Annotated in this window: 12 protein-coding genes, 1 tRNA gene and 2 rRNA genes (1 of these 15 only partly in view); 2 read left to right on the top strand and 13 right to left on the bottom strand. The window is 69.7% G+C overall.

Translation table 11 applies throughout. The features are described from left to right. The first annotated feature begins 22 nt into the window (after window positions 1–22). Window positions 23–868, top strand: a complete 846-nt coding sequence (locus E0L36_RS13645; protein WP_180929292.1) for an Fpg/Nei family DNA glycosylase — start codon at window positions 23–25, stop codon at window positions 866–868. A 56-nt stretch (window positions 869–924) separates the two neighbouring features. On the opposite strand, the gene E0L36_RS13640 is transcribed toward E0L36_RS13645, so the two are convergent. From E0L36_RS13640 to E0L36_RS13600, 9 genes are all read right to left on the bottom strand, one after another. Next, the gene (locus tag E0L36_RS13640; RefSeq protein WP_180929291.1) at window positions 925–1,209 is read right to left on the bottom strand and encodes a hypothetical protein; all 285 of its coding nucleotides are present in this window, start codon (window positions 1,207–1,209) and stop codon (window positions 925–927) included. Between the two features lie 372 nt (window positions 1,210–1,581). Beyond that, a complete protein-coding gene (locus tag E0L36_RS13635; protein ID WP_180929290.1) occupies window positions 1,582–1,959 on the bottom strand; it encodes a helix-turn-helix domain-containing protein in 378 nt (125 codons plus the stop codon). 130 nt (window positions 1,960–2,089) lie between these two features. After that, window positions 2,090–2,665: a CinA family protein gene (locus E0L36_RS13630; RefSeq protein WP_180929289.1), complete on the bottom strand. Its 576-nt coding sequence runs from the start codon at window positions 2,663–2,665 to the stop codon at window positions 2,090–2,092. A 7-nt stretch (window positions 2,666–2,672) separates the two neighbouring features. Next, the gene (gene pgsA, locus E0L36_RS13625) at window positions 2,673–3,374 is read right to left on the bottom strand and encodes a CDP-diacylglycerol--glycerol-3-phosphate 3-phosphatidyltransferase (protein ID WP_180929288.1); all 702 of its coding nucleotides are present in this window, start codon (window positions 3,372–3,374) and stop codon (window positions 2,673–2,675) included. Further along, window positions 3,371–4,903 carry a 30S ribosomal protein S12 methylthiotransferase RimO gene (gene rimO, locus E0L36_RS13620; RefSeq protein ID WP_180929287.1) on the bottom strand — a complete coding sequence of 511 codons (1,533 nt, stop codon included), beginning with the start codon at window positions 4,901–4,903 and terminating at the stop codon, window positions 3,371–3,373. The genes pgsA and rimO overlap by 4 nt, the downstream gene beginning before the upstream one ends. Window positions 4,904–5,123: 220 nt before the next feature. Beyond that, window positions 5,124–5,933 carry a helix-turn-helix domain-containing protein gene (locus tag E0L36_RS13615; RefSeq protein ID WP_180929286.1) on the bottom strand — a complete coding sequence of 270 codons (810 nt, stop codon included), beginning with the start codon at window positions 5,931–5,933 and terminating at the stop codon, window positions 5,124–5,126. Window positions 5,934–6,122: 189 nt separating this feature from the next. Next, window positions 6,123–8,798: a DNA translocase FtsK gene (locus E0L36_RS13610; protein ID WP_180929285.1), complete on the bottom strand. Its 2,676-nt coding sequence runs from the start codon at window positions 8,796–8,798 to the stop codon at window positions 6,123–6,125. 252 nt (window positions 8,799–9,050) lie between these two features. Continuing rightward, window positions 9,051–9,749: a response regulator gene (locus E0L36_RS13605; protein ID WP_180929284.1), complete on the bottom strand. Its 699-nt coding sequence runs from the start codon at window positions 9,747–9,749 to the stop codon at window positions 9,051–9,053. A gap of 248 nt (window positions 9,750–9,997) precedes the next feature. Next, window positions 9,998–15,661 (bottom strand): HAMP domain-containing protein, encoded by a 5,664-nt coding sequence (locus E0L36_RS13600; protein WP_180929283.1) that lies wholly within the window; start codon window positions 15,659–15,661, stop codon window positions 9,998–10,000. Between the two features lie 449 nt (window positions 15,662–16,110). On the opposite strand from E0L36_RS13600, the gene E0L36_RS13595 reads away from it, so the two are divergent. Then, the gene (locus tag E0L36_RS13595) at window positions 16,111–18,723 is read left to right on the top strand and encodes a SpoIIE family protein phosphatase (RefSeq protein ID WP_180929282.1); all 2,613 of its coding nucleotides are present in this window, start codon (window positions 16,111–16,113) and stop codon (window positions 18,721–18,723) included. A gap of 87 nt (window positions 18,724–18,810) precedes the next feature. On the opposite strand, the gene E0L36_RS13590 is transcribed toward E0L36_RS13595, so the two are convergent. From E0L36_RS13590 to E0L36_RS13575, 4 genes are all read right to left on the bottom strand, one after another. After that, window positions 18,811–18,883: transfer RNA gene (locus E0L36_RS13590), tRNA-Thr, on the bottom strand. 125 nt (window positions 18,884–19,008) lie between these two features. After that, complete coding sequence (locus E0L36_RS13585; protein WP_180929281.1) at window positions 19,009–19,689, bottom strand: DegT/DnrJ/EryC1/StrS family aminotransferase; 681 nt, start codon at window positions 19,687–19,689, stop codon at window positions 19,009–19,011. A gap of 109 nt (window positions 19,690–19,798) precedes the next feature. Further along, window positions 19,799–19,915, bottom strand: a 5S ribosomal RNA gene (gene rrf, locus E0L36_RS13580). A gap of 139 nt (window positions 19,916–20,054) precedes the next feature. Beyond that, window positions 20,055–21,507: ribosomal RNA gene (locus tag E0L36_RS13575) — 23S ribosomal RNA — on the bottom strand; it runs 1,674 nt beyond the window's last position.

Here is a 21,507-nt window from a genome sequence, read left to right as displayed (position 1 = left end):
GCCTGGCTGGGATCCTGCTGCCATGCCCGAAGGCGACACCGTCTGGCGCACCGCGCACCGCCTGCACGAGGCTCTGGCGGGACGGACACTCACGCACACGGACTTCCGGGTGCCCCGGCTCGCGACGGTCGACCTCAGCGGGCGCACCGTGCTGGAGGTGATTCCCCGCGGAAAGCACCTGCTCATGCGGGTGGAGGGTGGCCTGACCGTGCACTCACACCTGGGCATGGAGGGAGCCTGGCGGCTGGGTGGCCCCGCCCCCGCGAAGCGTGCCGGAGGCGACGGGTCCGACCGCGCCGACCAGATCCGGGCCGTGCTCGGCACCGCCGAGCACACCGCGATCGGCTACCGGCTCCCACTCCTGGAGCTGATCCGGACCCGCGCCGAGCACGGCGCCGTGGGACATCTGGGCCCTGACCTCCTCGGCCCCGACTGGGATCCGGCCGAGGCCGAGCGGCGGCTGCTCGTCGACCCCGAGCGCCCGCTGGCCGAGGCCCTGCTCGACCAGCGGAACCTGGCCGGGATCGGCAACGTGTACGCCTCGGAACTGTGCTTCCTCGCCCGCAGCTCGCCCTGGGCACCGGTCGGCTCCCTGCCGGCGCCCCTGCCCACCCGGCTACTCTCCACCGCCCACCGGCTGCTGGAGGCGAACAAGGACCGGCTGGCCCGCCGCACCACCAGGGACCCGCACCGGGACCGCGCGCTCTACGTGTACGGCCGCGAGCGCCGCCCCTGCCGCCGTTGCGGAACACCGATCACGACCGGCGGCTACGGCCCCGTGGACCGCCGACGCACCATCTGGTATTGCCCGCACTGCCAGCCCGGCCCCGCGCACCCACCCCCTCCCCACACCCCGGCCGGCGGCTGACCGCCCAGCCTCCCGGAACCCACCTCTCCGACGCCGTATCCACGACGCACCCCACCTCACGAACCCCCGGGTGGCTCCGGCCACTTCCGGAGCACCGGCTCCTCCACCGCGCCCTCCTCCCGCCCCGCCTCCCCCTCCGGGCCGCCCCGCCGCACCCCGGGGGTGGCGTGGAGCGGCAGCAGGCTCAGGCTCCAGCCCCCGGTGACGATCGCCGCCTCCAGCGGCCCCGCCTGCCCGGCCCCCGACCGCCATATCACCCACCCCCCGGCGACGGTCCCGAGCACCGCCAGCACACGTATGCCCAGCGGACGCGAGGGGCGTTCCGCACCGGCGTCCGGCATGACCGCCCTCCTCCCGCTCGTCCGGGACCCGCACTCGCCCATGGTCGCCCGGGCTCGCCGGGCCCGCGAGCAGAGCGGCCCACCGGGCGGGCGCGGGGAGGCGTGCGACGGCGTGACCCCGTCCGAGCCACGCCCGCGCGCGGCACGAGCGGGCAAGCCAGCGGGCGTGAGACCCCGTGGACGCCAGGAAGCCCAGAAACCGGATGACCCAGAGAAGCCAGAGAAGCCGGACGCCCCCGGGGATACCGGAAAAACGGTAGGACCGAGAAAACCGAAAAAAGGGGTCCACCGACTCGGTGGACCCCTCTGCTCACTTCGGGTGGTCTCTCAGTACGTCCGCACCGCCCGTCCGGCGACCGGTCGCCCAGCGCCTCAGGCGGCGACGACGTCCACGGCCTCCGCCGGAGCCTTGATGGTGACGCGCTCCTCCGGCACCCCGGTGACCGACACCGAGAGCGGATTGAGCACCGGCCGCATCGGGCCCGGCACCGAGTCGCTCGCCGCGGACTCGGCCAGCTCCGCGAGCGCCAGCTCGTCGCTGACCTCCCGCATCAACTCGGACATGCGCACATCCAGCGCGTCACAGATCGAGGACAGCAGCTCGGACGACGCTTCCTTCTGGCCGCGCTCCACCTCGGAGAGATAACCGAGCGAAACCCGGGCGGACGAAGAGACTTCGCGCAGGGTGCGGCCCTGGCGTTGGCGCTGCCGACGCAGCACGTCACCCAGCAGGCGACGGAGCAGAATCATCGGTGCTCCTCCCTCTCAACGCGCGGCGTCTTCCACAGCCTGTTCCCGGCCGGCCCCTTCCCGCCGGACCGTTCAGGCTCCACCGTACCGCTTCGGGCTGTGCCCGTGCGGGGAGCGATGTCGTGTTCACTCAGGGCTGCAAACATCCATTCCCCCCGGTCTGTTCCCCCTCCTGCGGCGGACCATGCCCGATCAGTTCGTCACGGAGCAGCTCCAGCACCGCCCGTACACTAGCGCCACGCACGGCCGCCCGATCTCCCTCCAGCCGCAGTCGCACGGCGGTGACCGTCTCCCGCGGTCCGGCGACCGCCACGTAGACGGTACCGACGGGCTGGCCGTCCTGCGGCTCGGGCCCCGCCACCCCGGTGGTGGCCAGACCCCAGTCAGCGCCCAGCACCCCGCGCACGCCCCGCGCGAGCAGCCGGGCGACCTCCGCGTCCACCGCGCCCCGCTCCGCCAGCAGTGCCCCCGGCACACCCAGCACGTCCCGCTTGAGGTCGGTGGCGTAGGCGGTCACCGAGCCACGGAACGCCCGGGAGGCCCCCGGGACGCCGGTCAGCTCGGCCGCCACCAGTCCGCCGGTGAGCGACTCCGCGACAGCCAGCGTCTCGCCCCGCGCCGACAGCAGGTCCAGCGCCTGGCCCGCGACCGGGCGATCCCCGCGGACGCGCCCCGCCCGCTCCGACCGGCTCCCGGACCCCCTCATCGCCACCTCACCGTTGTCGTGCGCCTTCCGTCCCCGGACCGGTGACCGCCGCCACCGTCTGCTGGGCGGCCACCTCCCGCGCCTCGGCCAGCCCAGCCCGCCGCAGGAGGACCGCCTGCCGGACGTAGTCCAGCCCGGTCACCACCGTCAGCACCACGGCGACCGCCATCACCCACCAGCGCAGCGTCGCGAGCGGTCCGGTGAGCGCGAGGACGTACATGCCCACCGCGACGCCCTGCGCCAGGGTCTTGAGCTTGCCGCCCCGGCTGGCCGGGATGACACCGTGCCGGATAACCCAGAAACGCAGCAGCGTGATCCCCAGTTCCCGGAAGAGGATCACGCCGGTGACCCACCAGGGGAGATCGGAGAGGGCGGAGAGGCAGACCAGCGCCGTGCCCATGATCGCCTTGTCCGCGATCGGGTCGGCGATCTTGCCGAAGTCGGTGACCAGGTCGTACCGCCGAGCCAGCTCACCGTCGAACAGGTCGGTGATCATGGCGACCGTGAAGGCCGCCCAGGCCAGGGAGCGCCAGGCCGGGTCATGGCCCCCGCCCCAGAGCATCAGCACCACGAAGGCCGGTACCAGCAACAGCCGCACCATGGTCAGGATGTTGGCGATGTTCCACAGGCTCACCGGCCGCACGGCCGGAGCGGACGTCGGCGCCGCCACCGGACCGCGTCCGGCGGCGGAGGCCGGCACTCCCGTCATCCGGTTGCCTCCCTGCCCTTGTCGGTGCTCCGGCCCGTGGCCCCGACCCCGGCCAGCGGCTCGGCGATCAGGTCCACGCCCTCGCTGGCCACCACCTTCGCCTCGACCATACGTCCGACCACGAGCCCGTCGAGGAGCTCCGGAGCGCTGCCCCCGGTCTCCAGACGCACCACGCCGTCGGTCTCCGGTGCCTGGTGCGCGGCGCGGCCCACCGGCCCCTCGATGTCGTCCACGGACTCGACCAGCACCGTCACGGTCTCGCCCACGCGTTCCTCGGCACGCTGCGCCGTCAGCTCCTCCGCGAGCCGGGCCAGCCTGGCCAGCCTCGCGTCGACCGCCTCCTGGGCGACCTTCTCCGAGTACCCGAACGCCTCGGTGCCATCCTCGTCGGAGTAGCCGAAGACGCCGATCGCGTCCAGACCGGCCTCCCCGAGGAACCGTTCCAGCTCCGCCACGTCCGCCTCGGTCTCGCCGGGGAAGCCGACGATGAAGTTGGAGCGGACCCCGGCCAGTGGTGCCTTGCCCCGGATCGTCGCCAGCAGCTCCAGGAAGCGGTCGGTGTCCCCGAAGCGCCGCATCGCGCGCAGCACCCCGGGCGCCGAGTGCTGGAAGGAGAGGTCGAAGTAGGGCATCACACCGGGCGTCCCGGTCAGCACGTCGATCAGTCCCGGCCGCATCTCGGCGGGCTGGAGGTAGCTGACCCGCACCCGCTCGATCCCGTCCACGGCGGCCAGCTCCGGCAGCAGCGTCTCCAGCAGGCGGATGTCGCCGAGGTCCTTGCCGTACGAGGTGTTGTTCTCCGAGACCAGCATGACCTCCGAGACGCCCTGTCCCGCCAGCCAGCGGGTCTCGGCCAGCACGTCCGAGGGACGGCGCGAGACGAAGGAGCCACGGAAGGTCGGGATGGCGCAGAAGGAGCACCGGCGGTCGCACCCCGAGGCCAGCTTGACGGAGGCCACCGGGCTGCTGCCGAGCCTGCGCCGCAGCGGGGCGCGCGGACCGGAGGCGGGCGCGACCCCGTCCGGCAGTTCCTCGGGTTCCTCCGGGAGTGCGGGGGCCGCGTCTCCGTGGCCGGGCAGCGCCACGTCGGCGCCCTGCCGCTCCACGGGGCTCAGCGGCAGCAGCTTGCGGCGGTCCCGGGGCGTGTGGGGCGCGTGCACCCCGCCGCCGAGAATGGTCCCCAGCCGGTCGGAGATGTCGGCGTAGTCGTCGAAGCCGAGGACGCCGTCGGCCTCCGGCAGGGCCTCGGCCAGCTCCTTGCCGTACCGCTCGGCCATGCAGCCGACCGCCACCACCGCCTGCGTACGGCCGTGGTCCTTGAGATCGTTCGCCTCCAGCAGCGCGTCGACCGAGTCCTTCTTGGCGGCTTCAACGAAACCGCAGGTGTTGACGACGGCGACATCCGCCTCGGCGGCTTCCTCGACGAGGTCCCAGCCGTCCGCCGCAAGGCGGCCCGCGAGCTCCTCGGAGTCCACCTCGTTACGGGCGCAGCCAAGCGTGACGAGGGCGACAGTACGGCGTTCGGGCATGGGATCAGCCTACTTCGTCATCCCCACCGCACGGTCCGCGAGGTGCCTGACCTGCCGGTATCCGCACGCTCACACGCGGCTCGACGGCGTGTGCGGGCGGTTACCGGTGGAATCCGCCGGGTTCGTGCCGCTGCTCCCCCGCGGCGAGGAACCACGGGACGGCCCCGCCGCCACCGACGCCGGACACGGCGGCACGCGGCCTCCCACCCGGTGAGGTGGCTCAGCCCGCCTCGGGGTCACCCCGGGTGTAACTGACGCGCTGCACCTGCCCGGCCTTCCCGAGGTCCTTGATCTCCTTGCCGTTGACGTACAGCTTCACGCCTCCGGCGTTGCCGAGGACCAGAGACAGCCGCTTGTCGTCGGTGAGGGTCTTGGAGGCGCCCTTCTTCAGCACGCCCTCGTGGATCATCCGGCCGTTGTGGTCCCGGGCGGAGATCCAGCTGTTGCCCTTCTCCGCCGTCAGCCGCACGGTGACCCGGTCGGCCGGTGCTCCCGCGACCGCGCTCTCCGAGGGCTTGGGGTCGGTGCTGCGGGTCGGGCTGGGCTCCTTGGACGGCTTCTCCTCCGGGGAGGACGACGGTGACTCGTCGGCCTGCGGAGCGCCGGACTCGGTGGACTCCCCACCGCCGTTGAACAGCGTGAAGCCGACGAAGCCGACCACGGCGACGATCGCCGCGACCATCGCGGCCGTCCAGTTCGGGCGGCGGGGCTCCGGCCGGATCCGCTCGGCGTCGAACAGGGTCGCGGCGGGGGCCGGGGACGGGCGGCCGCCGTACTCCTCGTCGTACCGCGCGACGAGCGGTGCGGCCTCCAGCCCCACGGCGCGCGCGAGCGCCCGGATGTGACCACGGGCGTAGACGTCCCCACCGCAGCGGGAGAAGTCGTCCTGTTCGATGGCCTGCACGATGGGCACGCGCACCCTGGTGGACGTGCTGACCTCGTCCACGGTCAGCCGTGCGTCGATACGGGCCTGCTGGATGGCCTGACCGACCGAAGGCCGGTCCTCTTCGGATGAGTTGCCGATGGACACGGGGGCGCCTTTCGAGCGTGTAGCCACCTGCTGGGCGTTCAGTCTAGGGGCGATGCAAAAGGGTGGGGCAAGCGGGCGGAGCGACTTTGTCCGCCATCGGAATTGCGCACGGCAGGACAGTGACACATCCGGCCGCCGCTCGCCTCAACGTGACCTCGCGACAGGAGGAACGGTTACGTCCCTCCCCCCTTATGGGTGAGCCTCCCCACGGATCACGGCCAGCACTCCCTCCAGTTCATCTGGCTTCACCAGAACATCACGCGCCTTGGAGCCCTCACTCGGACCCACCACACCCCGGGACTCCATCAGGTCCATCAGCCGACCAGCCTTCGCGAAGCCCACCCGCAGCTTCCGCTGGAGCATGGACGTCGACCCGAACTGGGTCGAGACCACCAGTTCAGCGGCCTGGCAGAGGAGGTCCAGGTCGTCGCCGATCTCCTCGTCGATCTCCTTCTTGGGACCCTGCCCGGCGACCACGTCGTCCCGGAAGGCCGGGGCCATCTGCGCCTTGCAGTGCTCGACGACGGCGGCCACCTCCGCCTCGGTGATGTAGGCGCCCTGCATCCGCACCGGCTTGTTGGCGCCCATCGGCAGGAAGAGACCGTCCCCCTTGCCGATCAGCTTCTCCGCGCCCGGCTGGTCCAGGATGACCCGGCTGTCCGCCAGCGAGGACGTGGAGAAGCCCAGCCGGGACGGGACGTTCGCCTTGATCAGCCCGGTCACCACGTCCACCGACGGCCGCTGGGTGGCCAGCACCAGGTGGATGCCGGCGGCCCGCGCCAGCTGGGTGATCCGCACGATCGCGTCCTCCACGTCGCGCGGCGCCACCATCATCAGGTCCGCCAGCTCGTCGACGATCACCAGCAGGTACGGGTACGGCGCCAGCTCCCGCTCGCTGCCCTGCGGAGCGCTGGCGCGGCCGTCCCGCACCGCCTCGTTGAAGTCGTCGATATGGCGGAAACCGAACGCCGCGAGGTCGTCGTAGCGCAGGTCCATCTCGCGGACGACCCACTGCAACGCCTCGGCCGCCTTCTTCGGGTTGGTGATGATCGGGGTCACCAGGTGCGGGATGCCCTCGTAGGCGTTCAGCTCCACCCGTTTCGGGTCGACGAGGACCATCCGCACGTCCTCCGGAGTCGCCCGCACCATCACCGAGGTGATCAGGCAGTTGATGCAGGAGGACTTGCCCGAACCGGTCGCGCCGGCCACCAGGACGTGCGGCATCCGCGCCAGGTTCGCCGAGACGTAACCGCCCTCGACGTCCTTGCCGAGCCCGACCAGCAGGGGGTGGTCCTCCCCGGTCGACGCCGCGGAGCGCAGCACGTCGCCGAGATTGACCATCTCGCGGTCGCTGTTGGGGATCTCGATCCCCACCGCCGACTTCCCCGGGATCGGATTGATGATCCGTACATCCGGACTGGCCACGGCGTACGCGATGTTCTTCGCCAGCGCGGTGATCTTCTCGACCTTCACCCCGGGCCCGAGTTCCACCTCGTAGCGGGTCACGGTCGGACCGCGGGTGAAGCCCGTGACCGCCGCGTCCACCTTGAACTCGCCGAACACCTTGCTCAGCGCGTCGACCACCTGGTCGTTGGCCGCGCTGCGGGTCCGGCCGGGACCACCGCGCTCCAGCAGGTCCAGAGAGGGCAGCGCGTAGGTGATGTCCCCCGCCAGCTGGAGCTGCTCGGCCCGCGCCGGGAGCGACCGCGGTTCGGGCGGCTCGACGGACTGCTGCTTCGTCAGGTCCGGGACGGACGCCTCCTCCTGCCTTCCCGCCCCGCCCCGCGCCTCCGGGACGGCGTTCCGCCGGGAGGCCGACACCTCGCTCGACAGGTCGGCCACCACCGGAGACGGCTGCACCCCGTGCAGCACCGCGCCGTCCAGCGCCGCGGCGGCCTCCGCCGCCACGTCGACGGCGTCGAGCGTCCGCTCCGGGGTACCGGCGTCCGCCCCCGCGGTACGCGCCTTCGCCGCGCGGCGCTTCGGCGGGGCCGGGGCACGCCGGCTGTCCAGGGCCTCCTTCTCGGCGTGCGCCGGGTCCAGGTAGTCCTTGCGCATACTGTGCGCCGTCCTCCGGCGCCCCCGCCCCGAGTCATCGGACTCGGTGGCGTCCTCCTCCACCCGGCTCTCCACCACGCCGAGGCGCTCACCCAGGCTCCGCAGCCGTCGCGGAATCGCCATCACCGGAGTCGCGGTAACCACCAGCAGCCCGAAAACGGTCAGCAGGCCGAGCAGCGGAACTGCCAGCACCTCGCCCACGGTGACGATCAGCGGCCGGGACATGCCCCAGCCGATCAGGCCCCCCGCGTCGCGTATCGGCGCGGCCCCCGCGCCCCGGCCGGGCGCCCCGCACCCGATGTGCACCAGCCCGAGCACCCCGAGCACCAGCGCCGACAGCCCGATCACGATGCGGCCGTTGGCCTCCGGCTTCTCCGGGTGCAGGATCAGCCGCACCGCGACCGTCGCCAGCAGCACCGGCACCAGCAGGTCCAGCCGCCCGAACGCGCCGGTCACCAGCATGGTCACCAGCTCACCGACCGGCCCCTGAAGGTTCGACCAGGTGCCGGCGGCGACGACCAGCGCCACCCCCAGCAGCAGCAGCGCCAGCCCGTCCTTGCGGTGCGCCGGATCCAGCGCCTTGCCGCTACGCCCTATGCCGCGGAATACCGCACCGATGGCGTGCGCCACCCCGAGCCAGCAGGCGCGCACCCCGCGCACGAGGACGTTGCCCGAGGGAGCCGGCTTCTTCGCCGCCCCCTTCTTGGCGGGGGCCTTCTTCGCCGGGGACTTCGCCGGGGCCTTCTTACCTGCGGTTTTCTTCGCGGGCGCTTTCTTGGCTGCGTTTCCCGGCGTACGTGAGGCCATAGGGGTGAGGTTACCGTCGCCGGGCGGAAGAGGCACGGACGCCCGGACGGTCAGCCAGCCCGGCCACGACCGGGTGCCGGATGGTCGGCGGCCTCGCCCCCACACGCGGCGTGCGCGGCTCAGCTGGGCCTGGCGCTCCCCGGTCAGCTCCGGGGCAGACAAGGGATGTTGGCGGGCGCGGGCCCCTCACCGGGCCCCGGCCCCATGAGGGGCGCAGGCCGACGGACCGCTCGGGGCCCGTCGGAGGCGGTGTCAGTTCTGGGAGGGCACCTGAGCCGAGGCGTCGCCGCCGGTTCCCGGCTCCAGGGCGTCAAGTGCCCTACGGAGTCCGGAGAGTTTGCGCTCCAGATGGCTGGCGGTTGCCGCGGTCGCCGGATCCGCGGACTCGCCGAGCTGCTTGCTCAGCGCCTCGGCCTGTTCCTCGACCGCCGCGAGGCGCGCGGAGAGTTCGGCGAGCAGTCCGGGAGCGCCGCCGTCCTCACCGTCCGGCGGCGTGGGATGCCGGACCGCGCCGTTTCCCTCCAGCCGGAGGCGGAGCAGCGCTGCCTGCTCCCGCAGTTGGACGTTCTTCATGTACAGCTCGACGAAGACCGACACCTTGGCGCGCAGTACCCACGGGTCGAACGGCTTCGAGATGTAGTCCACCGCACCAGCCGCGTATCCCCGGAAGGTGTGATGCGGGCCGTGGTTGATGGCCGTGAGGAAAATGATGGGAATGTCGCGGGTGCGCTCCCTGCGCTTGATGTGGGCCGCGGTCTCGAACCCATCCATGCCCGGCATCTGGACATCCAGCAGAATGACCGCGAAATCGTCCGTCAGCAGCGCCTTGAGCGCTTCCTCCCCTGACGATGCCCGCACCAGCGTCTGATCGAGCGCGGAGAGAATGGCCTCCAGCGCCAGCAGATTCTCCGGCCGGTCATCGACCAGGAGGATCTTGGCCTTCTGCACCATGGCCCGTCCTCCTCGCCCCGGCAGCCCCTCGGACGCCGCCCCTGGGGGCGGCACCTTCACGCCGCCGCCCGTCCTTGTGCCGGTCATGGTAGCCGCACACCACGGCCCGCCACACCCTGTCACCGTGATGTCACGGTCCACGTAGCAGAAACGCCTCAGGGGACCAAAAGGTTCCCCGTTTACCGCGATTCCACACGTGTTCGACCACACTCAGTCAGCGTCTGGTCCGCGGCGGCACGGTGTCATATCTACCTGGCAAACATCCACTGACGCATGACAGCCAGGAGATGGTCAGTGTCGACCGGCTTCGTCACATAGTCAGAAGCACCGGACTCGATGCTCTTCTCCCGGTCTCCCTTCATCGCCTTCGCGGTCAGCGCGACGATCGGCAGGCCAGCGAACTGCGGCATCCTCCGGATCGCCGCGGTCGTCGCGTAACCGTCCATCTCCGGCATCATGATGTCCATCAGCACCACCGCCACGTCGTCGTGCTGCTCCAGCACCTCGATGCCCTCCCGCCCGTTCTCGGCGTAGAGCACCTGGAGCCCGTGCTGTTCGAGCACGCTGGTGAGCGCGAACACGTTACGGATGTCGTCGTCGACGATGAGCACCTTCTGGCCACCGAAGTCGGCCGACGGACCCGGGTCCACCAGATCCTGGCCGCTGTGCAGCCACGCCTCGTCCCGATCGGCCGGGCCCTCCTCGCCGTCTCCGTACCGTCCGTTCACCGCGAGGGGCTGAGCCGGCGTCAGCGACTGCCCCAGCGGATGACGGGGCTCCGCCTCCGGCGGGAGCGCGCGCTGGTCCGGATTGGCGCCCGAGCGCTGCTGGCGCCGGCGCACCAGGGAAGCGGCGGCACGCTCCGCCTCGGCGGACGCCGGGTCCCGCTCCAGCGCCTCGTCCGGCGACACCAGTTCCTCCGGGTCCCCCTCCGCACCGGCGAGACGCTCCGGCGGCGGAGCGGCTCCCTCCAGCGCCCTCGGCAGGACGGACGGGCTCACCGGCTCGGCGGCCGAGGCGCCCGTCTCCGAGGCCACCGCGGCCAGGGTCGCCGAGCCCAGCTGTGAGTAGCCGTGCGGCGGCAGTTCGGTGGGGTGCAGCGGCAGGTACAGCGTGAAGGTGGAGCCGCGCCCCGGCTCGCTGGCGGCGTAGATCTCACCGCCGAGCAGCCGGGCGATCTCCCGGCTGATGGACAGCCCCAGCCCGGTCCCCCCGTACTTCCGGCTGGTGGTGCCGTCCGCCTGTTTGAACGCCTCGAAGATGACCCGCATCTTGCTGTGGGCGATCCCGATCCCGGTGTCCGTCACCGAGAAGGCGATCAGCTCGGCGTCCGGGCTTCCCAGCGAGCCGTGCACCAGCATCTGCTCTCGGATGGCGTCCGGCACATCGGCGCGCGCAGAGCGGATCACCAGCTCCACGGCACCCGTATCGGTGAACTTCACGGCGTTGGAGAGCAGGTTGCGCAGCACCTGCAACAGCCGCTGCTCGTCGGTGTGCAGGGTGGCCGGAAGTTCGGGTGAGACCCGGACCGAGAAGTCCAGCCCCTTCTCCGCGGTGAGCGGCCGGAACGTCGCTTCCACGTAGTCCACCAGCTGCACCAGGGCGATCCGGGTGGGGCTGACGTCCATCTTTCCGGCCTCGACCTTCGACAGGTCGAGGATGTCGTTGATGAGCTGGAGCAGGTCGGAACCCGCGCCGTGGATCGTCTCCGCGAACTCCACCTGTTTCGGCGAGAGGTTGCCCTCCGCGTTGTCCGCCAGCAGTTTCGCGAGGATCAGCAGCGAGTTGAGCGGGGTGCGCAACTCGTGCGACATGTTCGCGAGGAACTCCGACTTGTAGCGCATGGAGACCGAGAGCTGCTCCGCGCGCTCCTCAAGGACCTGCCGCGCCTCCTCGATCTCCCGGTTCTTGATCTCGATATCGCTGTTGGTCTGCGCGAGTTGCTCCGCCTTCTCCTCCAACTGGGCGTTGGATTCCTGGAGGGCCTTCTGCCGGTTCTCCAACTCCGCGGAACGCTCACGGAGTTGCTCGGTCAACCGCTGCGACTGCCGCAGCAGCACCTCGGTCTTGGTGTTGACGCTGATCGTGTTGACGCTGGTCGCGATCATCTCCGCGATCTGGTTGAGGAAGTCCTTCTGGATCTGTCCGAACGGCTGGAAAGAGGCCAGCTCGATCACGCCCAGCAGGGTGTCCTCGAACACCAGCGGCAGCACGATCACGTGGGCGGGCGGCGCCTCCCCCAGCCCGGAGGAGATCTTCAGATAGCCGGGCGGAGCGTTCTCCACCAGCACCGTGCGCTTCTCCGAGGCGGCCGTGCCCACCAGCGACTCCCCCGGCCGGAACGTGGTCGGCATGGTGCCCTTGGAGTAGCCGTAACTGCCCAGCATGCGCAGCTCGTACTGGCCCTTCTCACTCTCCTCCGCCCCCACGCCGACGGAGGCGTCGTCCTCCTCGCCCGGCACCGCGAGGAAGAAGGCGCCGTGCTGCGCCGAGACCACCGGCGTCAGCTCACTCATGATCAGCCGAGCGACGTCCTCAAGGTCGCGCCGTCCCTGCATCAGCCCCGAGATCCGGGCGAGATTTCCCTTCAACCAGTCCTGTTCCTGGTTGGCCAGCGTGGTCTCGCGGAGATTGCTGATCATCGTGTTGATGTAGCCCTGGAGCTGGAGGATCTCCCCGGCGGCCTCCACGTCGATCCGGACTTTGTGGTCGCCACGGGTCACCGCGGTGGCCACCCCGGCGATGGCGCGCACCTGACGGGTCAGGTTCCCGGCCATCTCGTTGACGGACTCGGTCAGGTCCTTCCAGGTACCCGCGACGTCCCGCACCCGGGCCTGACCACCCAACTGCCCCTCGGTGCCCACCTCCCGGGCCACCCGGGTGACCTGCTCCGCGAAGGACGAGAGCTGATCGACCATCGTGTTGATGGTCGTCTTCAGCTCCAGGATCTCCCCGTTCGCCTCGATGTCGATCTTCTTCGTGAGGTCGCCCTGGGCGATCGCGGTCGTCACCGTCGCGATCTGGCGCACCTGGCCCGTCAGGTTGGAGGCCATCGAGTTGACGGACTCGGTCAGGTCCTTCCAGGTACCCGCGACCCCCGCGACGCGCGCCTGCCCACCCAGCACCCCGTCGGTGCCGACCTCCCGTGCCACCCGGGTGACCTGCTCCGCGAACGAGGACAGCGTCGTCACCATGGTGTTGACGGTGTCCGCGAGCTGCGCGACCTCGCCACTCGCCTCCACCGTGACCTTCTTGGTGAGGTCGCCGTTGGCGACCGCGGTGGCCACCTGCGAGATGTTCCGCACCTGACCGGTCAGGTTGTTGGCCATCAGGTTGACGTTGTCGGTCAGGTCCTTCCAGATCCCGGAGACGTCCCGCACCCGGGCCTGACCACCCAGCTGTCCCTCGGTGCCCACTTCCCGGGCCACCCGCGTCACCTGCTCCGCGAACGAGGACAGCTGATCCACCATCGTGTTCACGGTCGTCACCAGGGCGAGCACCTCACCCTTGGCGTCCACGGTGATCTTCTTGGAGAGGTCGCCCTGGGCGACCGCCGTCGTCACCTCCGCGATGTTCCGCACCTGCGAAGTGAGGTTGTTGGCCATGAAGTTGACGGACTGGGTGAGGTCCTTCCAGGTACCTGACACGCCCTTCACCTCGGCCTGCCCGCCGAGGATGCCCTCGGTGCCCACCTCCCGCGCGACCCGGGTGACCTGCTCCGCGAAGGACGAGAGCTGATCGACCATCGTGTTGATGGTCGTCTTCAGCTCCAGGATCTCCCCGCGCGCGTCCACGTCGATCTTCTGCGACAGGTCACCGCGCGCCACCGCCGTAGCCACCTGGGAAATGTTCCGCACCTGAGCGGTCAAGTTCCCCGCCATGCCGTTCACCGAGTCGGTCAGATCCCGCCAGACTCCGGCAACGCCCGGCACCTGCGCCTGGCCACCCAGCCGACCCTCGGTACCGACCTCCCGGGCCACCCGGGTCACCTGGTCCGCGAAGGCCGAGAGTTGGTCGACCATGGTGTTGACGGTGTTCTTCAACTCCAGGATCTCGCCCCGCGCGTCGACCTCGATCTTCTGCGAGAGGTCGCCCCGCGCCACCGCCGTCGTCACCTGCGCGATGTTGCGCACCTGCCCGGTCAGGTTCCCGGCCATGAAGTTGACGCTGTCGGTCAGGTCCTTCCACGTACCCGAGACCCCGTCGACCCGCGCCTGGCCACCCAGCCGGCCCTCGGTCCCCACGTCCCGCGCCATCCTGGTGACCTGTTCCGCGAACGAGGACAGCTGGTCCACCATCGTGTTGACGGTGTTCTTCAGCTGGAGCATCTCGCCGGAGACGTCCACCGTCACCTTCTGCGACAGATCACCGTTGGCCACCGCCGTCGTCACCTGCGCGATGTTGCGCACCTGCCCGGTCAGGTTGCGGAACGCGGTATTGACCGAATCGGTCAGGTCCTTCCACGTACCGGCCGCACCCGGTACCTGCGCCTGCCCGCCGAGTTCGCCCTCGACCCCGATCTCCCGGGCCACCCGGGTCACTTCGGCGCCGAAGGAGGACAGCTGGTCCACCATCGTGTTGACGGTGTTCTTCAGCTCCAGCATCTCGCCGGAGACGTCCACCGTCACCTTCTGCGACAGATCACCGTTGGCCACCGCCGTCGTCACCTGCGCGATATCCCGCACCTGCGCCGTGAGGTTGCGGAACGCGGAGTTGACCGAGTCCGTCAGGTCCTTCCAGATCCCCGCCGCACCGGGCACCTGCGCCTGCCCGCCCAGCACACCCTCGGTGCCGACCTCGCTGGCGGCGCGGGTCACCTCGTCCGCGAAGGTACGCAGCGTCTCGGTCATGGCGTTGATCGTCTCGGCGAGCTGCGCCACCTCGCCACGGGCGTTCACGGTGATCTTCTGCGACAGGTCACCGCTGGCGACGGCCGCGGTGACCTGGGCGATCTCCCGCACCTGCGAGGTGAGGTTCCCGGCCATCAGGTTGACGGAGTCCGTCAGGTCCTTCCAGACCCCGGCGACGCCCTCCACCTGCGCCTGCCCACCGAGTTCCCCCTCGGTACCGACCTCGCGCGCGACTCGGTTGACCTCCGACTGGAACGAGGAGAGCTGATCCACCATGGTGTTCACGGTGTTCTTCAACTCCAGCATCTCGCCCGCGACATGCACTGTGACCTTGCGCGACAGGTCCCCCTTGGCCACCGCCGTGGTCACCAGCGCGATATCGCGCACCTGAGCCGTCAGTCGGGACGCCATGGTGTTGACCGAGTCCGTCAGGTCCTTCCAGGAACCGGACATCCCGCGCACCCGCGCCTGTCCGCCGAGCTTGCCCTCGGTCCCGACCTCACTCGCCACCCGCGTCACCTCATCGGTGAAGGCGGACAGCTGGTCGACCAGCCCGTTGACGGTCCGGCCGACCTTGAGGAACTCCCCTCGCAGCGGATGCCCACCGCCCTCGGAGCCCCGGGAGCGCAGATCCATCCGCTGTTCCAGGTCCCCGTCCGCCACCGCGGACAGCACCCGGCCGACCTCGGACACCGGGCGCACGAGATCGTCGACCAGCGCGTTGGACGCGTCGATCGCGGCCGCCCAGGAGCCCTCCAGGGTGCCGGTCTCCAGGCGCTCCGTCAGCTTCCCGTCCCGGCCCACCACCCTGCGCACCCGGGCCAGCTCACCCGTCAGGTGGAGATTCTGGTCGGCGACCTCGTTGAACACCGCCGCGATCTCGGCCATCGGTCCGTCGCCCGTGACCGTCAGCCGTCGGCGAAAGTTACCGTCACGCATGGCCACCAACGCGTTCAGCAGCTTGCTGACACTCGCGGCATCGACCTCGATCGTCCCGTTCTTCCGGCTGCGTCCGCCCTTCGCACGCGTATGGGGGCTACGCGCCGCTGCGTCAGACTCCACCGTGTCCCTCCCGCGGGTCGATCTGTCGTGGCCCGGGCCGTCACTTCGAGCCTTCCCAGTGTTTCACCCTGCCCGAACCCGGCGATAACAGTTCGGCAGCATGGCACACGGCGCTCCGTCCGGCCCCGCGCCCGGGAAACACCCGCATCCGGCAACCATGCACACGGGGAACGTAAGTAACCTGGCACCCGGCTGTCCATCCGCCCCCGGCGCCGGGGGGTGACCCACAGACCGGCGGGTAGGGGACATACGGACAGCGGCGTGAGCACAACGGGCAATGGAGGGGCGCTGCGGTGACGCACGAGCAGAGCACCGAGCGTGGGGGCGCCCCCGCGAGCGGCGGGGGAGAGGCTCCCCCAGCGGCGGCCGGGGGGCGGCGGAGCGCGGGAGTGACCGCGCAGCGCACTTCCCCGGAGACGATCAGCGACCAGAAACCCTTGGGGAGGCCAGTGATAACGGCCCGGGCTGCGGCCACCTTCGAGCCGGTGGGACGTTCGGTCGCCACCGCCCGCGGCTTCGTGCGCGACACCCTCCAGGGCTGGGGTCTCGGCGATGTCGTGGACGACGCCGTGGTCCTCACCAGCGAACTCGTGACCAACGCCGTCGTGCACGCGGGTACCGCGGTGGAGGTGCTCTGCCTCCGGGAGGAGGACAGCGTCCGGATCGAGGTGGTCGACCGCTACCCCGAACGTGAGCTACCGCTCCAGGACCCGGGACAGCAGTTCGCCAGCCCGGACCGCGAAGGGGGGCGCGGGCTGCTGCTGTGCGCCGCGCTCGCGACCCGGTGGGGCGCCGACTACACCGCGGCCGACAAGCGCGTCTGGTTCCGTCTCGCGCTCCCTGAGCGCCCCGTCGGCACCCGCACGGCCGGACCGGCGCTGCCCGACTCCGCGCTGCCCGTCGCCGAGACCCGGGTGCACGTCGCGGTGGTGCAGGTCGACCGGGGTGGCGCCATCAGCAGCTGGAACGAGGACGCGCAGTCGCTCTTCGGCTACCCGGCGGAACAGGTCGTCGGCAAGCCCCTCACCGACCTCGCCGCCTGGCCGCACACCCCCGGCACCGGCACCGGGATCGCCGAGGCCCTCCAGCTCTCGCGCTGGGAGGGGTCCTACGGCGTCCGCGGCTCCGACGGCCGTACCGTTCCCGTCTACGCCTCGCACCTGCGGGTGCGGGACAGCGACGGCGAGCCCTCCACCGTCTGCCTTCTGGTGCGGGACCACGAGCGCGCCGTGCTCCAGTCCCCGCTGCGCGCGCCCGCGCCGGACGCCGCCAGCCAGCAGGAGGGCGAGTCCGCCGTCGACCCGTTCGAGGTCTTCATCGGATCGCCCCCGCCCGACGACCTGGACGGCCTGCTCCAGCGCACCGTGGAACGCGCCCGCGACATGCTCGACGGCGACGCCGCCTACCTGCTCCTCGCCACGGACGACGAGACGGAGCTGGAGGTCAGGGCCTCCACCGGGCTTCCCTCAGCCCGTCAGCGCTTCGCCCGCGTCCCGGTGGAAGCCGGAAGCGGACGGTACGGATCCGCCCGGATGCCCTCCGTGCACGAGGACCTCACGATCGTGCCCGGCGCGGTCCCGCTGCTCGCCGGAACGGGCATGCGCGCCGTCGTCACCGTCCCCCTCAAGGTCGAGGGACGACTCACCGGCTCCCTCGGGGTGGCCACCGAGTCACCGGGCCGCTACAGCAACGAGGAAGCCCTCCGGCTCCAGTTCGCCGCCGACCGGATCGCTCTCGCCGTGGAACGCGCGCGGCTCACCGAGCTGGAGCGGCTACGGCGCGGTTCCCTCTCCTTCCTCGTCGAAGCCTCCGACCTGCTCGCCGGAACGCTCGACCGGGACCAGACCCTGGCCCTGATGGCCCAGATGACCGTGCCCACCCTCGCCACCTGGTGCGCCGTCTACACCGTGGCCGACCAGGGATCCGACCCCCGTCTCTCCTACGTCCTGCACGAGGACGAGGACCGCATCGACAGCCTCAAGGCGCTGCTCGCCAAGGTCGACCCGCCGGACCCGGTCCCCACACCCGGCGCCCGGGTCTGGACGGCGCCGACGGACGCGGCGCACTCCGCCGCCCTGCGCACCTCACTCCGCAACGTCGTCATGGGCGCCGACGGACACGGCCTCGCGCCCGGCACCTCGCTGGCGACGGCCGCAGCCGTCGGCGGCGAGACCGTCGTGCTGCCGCTCGTGGCACGAAACCGCGTGATCGGGATGCTCACCCTCGGCAAACCCGCGGAGGAACGCTTCCGGCAGGAGATCCTCGAACTAGCCGAGGACCTGTCCCGCCGGGCCGCGCTCGCCCTGGACAACGCGCGCCTCTACTCCGAACGCACGGCCATCAGCCAGTCCCTCCAGCGCAGCCTGCTGCCCCCGGAGCTGCCCGAGGTGACCGGCGGTGTCGAGGTCGAGGTCATCTACCGCGCCGCCGGCGAGGGCAACGAGGTCGGGGGCGACTTCTACGACCTCTTCGAGATCCGGGACGGCACCTACGGCTTCGCCATCGGGGACGTGTGCGGCACCGGACCGGAAGCGGCCGCCGTCACCGGGCTCGCCCGGCACGCCCTCCGTCTGCTCGCCCGCGAGGGCCTCGGCGGACCCGCGGTGCTGGAACGACTGAACACCGCGATCCTCGACGAGGGCGCGCGCAGCCGTTTCCTCACCCTGCTGTACGGCGAACTGCGCCCCCAACCCGACGGCAGCGCGGAACTCAAGGTCGTGTGCGCCGGGCACCCCCTCCCGCTGCGCCTCCGACAGGACCGCAGCGTGGAACCGGCCGCCGAACCCCAGCCGCTGCTGGGCGTGTTGGAGGACCTGGAACTCTACGAGCAGACCGTCGTCCTGGAGCCGGGCGACGTGCTGCTCTGCGTCACCGACGGTGTCACCGAACGCCGCGAGGGCACCAGAATGCTCGGCGACGACGGCCTCGTCGAGGTCCTCACCACCTGCACGGGACTGACCGCGGGGGCCGTCGCGGCCCGGGTGATGCGCGCCGTCGAACGCTTCGCGAGCGACGCCCCCTCGGACGACATGGCGATCCTCGCGATGCGGGTGCCCAAGTAGCCACCGCGGAGGGGCCATCCGCCCACTCCACGAACCGTCGCACGCACAGAGGGAGGGGCCCGCCGAAGCGGACCCCTCCCTCTCGTGAGCCCCAAAACGGAATCGAACCGTTGACCTTCTCCTTACCATGGAGACGCTCTGCCGACTGAGCTATTGGGGCGCGCCAGCGATAGAGATCTTACCTGACGTACGCCGTGCCTCAGAACGCCAGGAGCCAACTTCCCACGCTTCGTTCGCCGACTCCCCAACTCAGCACCGAAAGGGACCAGTTCGCTTCTGCGGCGATCAGCAAGCGACCTCCCAGAGCAGCCCACCCAACGCGTTACAGGCGGCGACCAGACGACTCATCTCACGCCGCGTCAGCGCCGTCCCGACAGGAAGGGCAAGGCACTCGTTCGAGGCGCGCTCACTCTCCGGGAGAGACAACTCGTCGCCGCGCCGGGCCAGCCAGTGCTCCGGGTTCCGCACCGGTACGCGGCTCGCCACGCCACGGGCGCGCAAGGCGTGCGCGAACGCGTCCCGATCGGCACGCCCGTTCCCCGGCACCCGCACCACGTACTCGGTATAGCGGTGCTCGACTCCCGGAGATACGCGGGGCGTCACCACACCGGTCAGCCGACGATCAAGGTACTCCGCCTGTCGTCGGCGACGCCTCACCTCCACCGACGCCCCGCACGGCAGGGGTTCACCCTCCACCAGCAACACCCCGTGCTTCCGGGCCACGTCAGTCAACCGCCCGAGGTCCGCCGGATGCCCGAAGAGATGCTCAACCACCACGGCCGTGGTTCTCGACGAGACCACTCGCTCGACGGACTCCGGATCCAGGCAGAAGCTGCCCCTCTCGATGTCCGCGAAGACCGGCCGGGCCCCCACGGTACGAACCGCGCTCACCGCGGTCGCCCCACCGAACGCTGGCACGATGACCTCGTCCCCGGTTCCCACTCCGGCCACTGCAAGCTCTCTCATCAGCATGCCGCGTATGCTTCTCACTCGGCATGAACGCCCGATGACACAACGAAAAAGGGCAGTGGTTCTCACGGGTAACAACCCATGAAAACCACTGCCCTCAACAAGAGTTCGGCGGTGACCTACTCTCCCACGAGGTCCCCCTCGCAGTACCATCGGCGCTGGCAGGCTTAGCTTCCGGGTTCGGAATGTAACCGGGCGTTCCCCCACCGCTATAACCACCGAAACACACCCACACCAACAACCCACCCCCACAAACAAGGGCATGAGCCACATCGGCATGGAAAACACGCAACACACTCTTCAAAAATAAACAAAGAAGAATAGTCGTTGTCTCAGAAACCACACAGTGAACGCGAGCACCTACGGACAAGCCCTCGGCCTATTAGTACCGGTCAACTCCACCCATTACTAGGCTTCCATATCCGGCCTATCAACCCCGTCATCTCCAGGGAGCCTTAACCCCACAAAGGGGGTGGGAGTCCTCATCTCGAAGCAGGCTTCCCGCTTAGATGCTTTCAGCGGTTATCCCTCCCGAACGTAGCCAACCAGCCATGCCCTTGGCAGAACAACTGGCACACCAGAGGTTCGTCCGTCCCGGTCCTCTCGTACTAGGGACAGCCCTTCTCAAGACTCCTCCGCGCGCAGCGGATAGGGACCGAACTGTCTCACGACGTTCTAAACCCAGCTCGCGTACCGCTTTAATGGGCGAACAGCCCAACCCTTGGGACCGACTCCAGCCCCAGGATGCGACGAGCCGACATCGAGGTGCCAAACCATCCCGTCGATACGGACTCTTGGGGAAGATCAGCCTGTTATCCCCGGGGTACCTTTTATCCGTTGAGCGACGGCGCTTCCACAAGCCACCGCCGGATCACTAGTCCCGACTTTCGTCCCTGCTCGACCCGTCAGTCTCACAGTCAAGCTCCCTTGTGCACTTACACTCACCACCTGATGACCAACCAGGCTGAGGGAACCTTTGGGCGCCTCCGTTACCCTTTAGGAGGCAACCGCCCCAGTTAAACTACCCACCAGACACTGTCCCTGATCCGGATCACGGACCCAGGTTCAGGCATCCAGCACGACCAGAGTGGTATTTCAACAACGACTCCACCAACGCTGGCGCGTCAATATCACAGTCTCCCACCTATCCTACACAAGCCGAACCGAACACCAATATCAAGCTATAGTAAAGGTCCCGGGGTCTTTCCGTCCTGCTGCGCGAAACGAGCATCTTTACTCGTAGTGCAATTTCACCGGGCCTATGGTTGAGACAGCCGAGAAGTCGTTACGCCATTCGTGCAGGTCGGAACTTACCCGACAAGGAATTTCGCTACCTTAGGATGGTTATAGTTACCACCGCCGTTTACTGGCGCTTAAGTTCCCAGCCCCGCCACCCCCAAAAGAGCAGCTCACCGGTCCCCTTAACGTTCCAGCACCGGGCAGGCGTCAGTCCGTATACATCGCCTTACGGCTTCGCACGGACCTGTGTTTTTAATAAACAGTCGCTTCTCGCTGGTCTCTGCGGCCACACCCAGCTCACACCGAAAAGGTGATCACCAAACATGGCCCCCCTTCTCCCGAAGTTACGGGGGCATTTTGCCGAGTTCCTTAACCATAGTTCACCCGAACGCCTCGGTATTCTCTACCAGACCACCTGAGTCGGTTTCGGGTACGGGCCGCCACACACCTCGCTAGAGGCTTTTCTCGACAGCACAGGATCATCCACTTCACCACAATCGGCTCGGCATCAGGTCTCACCCCTATAACGGTGCACGGATTTCCCTGCACACCGGGCTACACCCTTACCCCGGGACA

Origin of the sequence: Streptomyces sp. AJS327 (assembly GCF_013450295.1) — a bacterium.
GTDB lineage: Bacteria > Actinomycetota > Actinomycetes > Streptomycetales > Streptomycetaceae > Streptomyces.
Note: the sequence above shows the minus strand (reverse complement) of the source record. Positions and strands in the feature narration are given on the sequence as shown.

Bases quoted from the DNA above. Each gene is read 5' to 3' on its own strand.
- E0L36_RS13605 (WP_180929284.1), bottom strand. From the start codon at position 9,749: ATGGTGCAGAAGGCCAAGATCCTCCTGGTCGATGACCGGCCGGAGAAT.
- E0L36_RS13585 (WP_180929281.1), bottom strand. From the start codon at position 19,689: ATGAGAGAGCTTGCAGTGGCCGGAGTGGGAACCGGGGACGAGGTCATC.
- E0L36_RS13640 (WP_180929291.1), bottom strand. From the start codon at position 1,209: ATGCCGGACGCCGGTGCGGAACGCCCCTCGCGTCCGCTGGGCATACGT.
- E0L36_RS13610 (WP_180929285.1), bottom strand. From the start codon at position 8,798: ATGGCCTCACGTACGCCGGGAAACGCAGCCAAGAAAGCGCCCGCGAAG.
- pgsA (WP_180929288.1), bottom strand. From the start codon at position 3,374: ATGACGGGAGTGCCGGCCTCCGCCGCCGGACGCGGTCCGGTGGCGGCG.
- E0L36_RS13645 (WP_180929292.1), top strand. From the start codon at position 23: ATGCCCGAAGGCGACACCGTCTGGCGCACCGCGCACCGCCTGCACGAG.
- E0L36_RS13630 (WP_180929289.1), bottom strand. From the start codon at position 2,665: ATGAGGGGGTCCGGGAGCCGGTCGGAGCGGGCGGGGCGCGTCCGCGGG.
- E0L36_RS13635 (WP_180929290.1), bottom strand. From the start codon at position 1,959: ATGATTCTGCTCCGTCGCCTGCTGGGTGACGTGCTGCGTCGGCAGCGC.
- rimO (WP_180929287.1), bottom strand. From the start codon at position 4,903: ATGCCCGAACGCCGTACTGTCGCCCTCGTCACGCTTGGCTGCGCCCGT.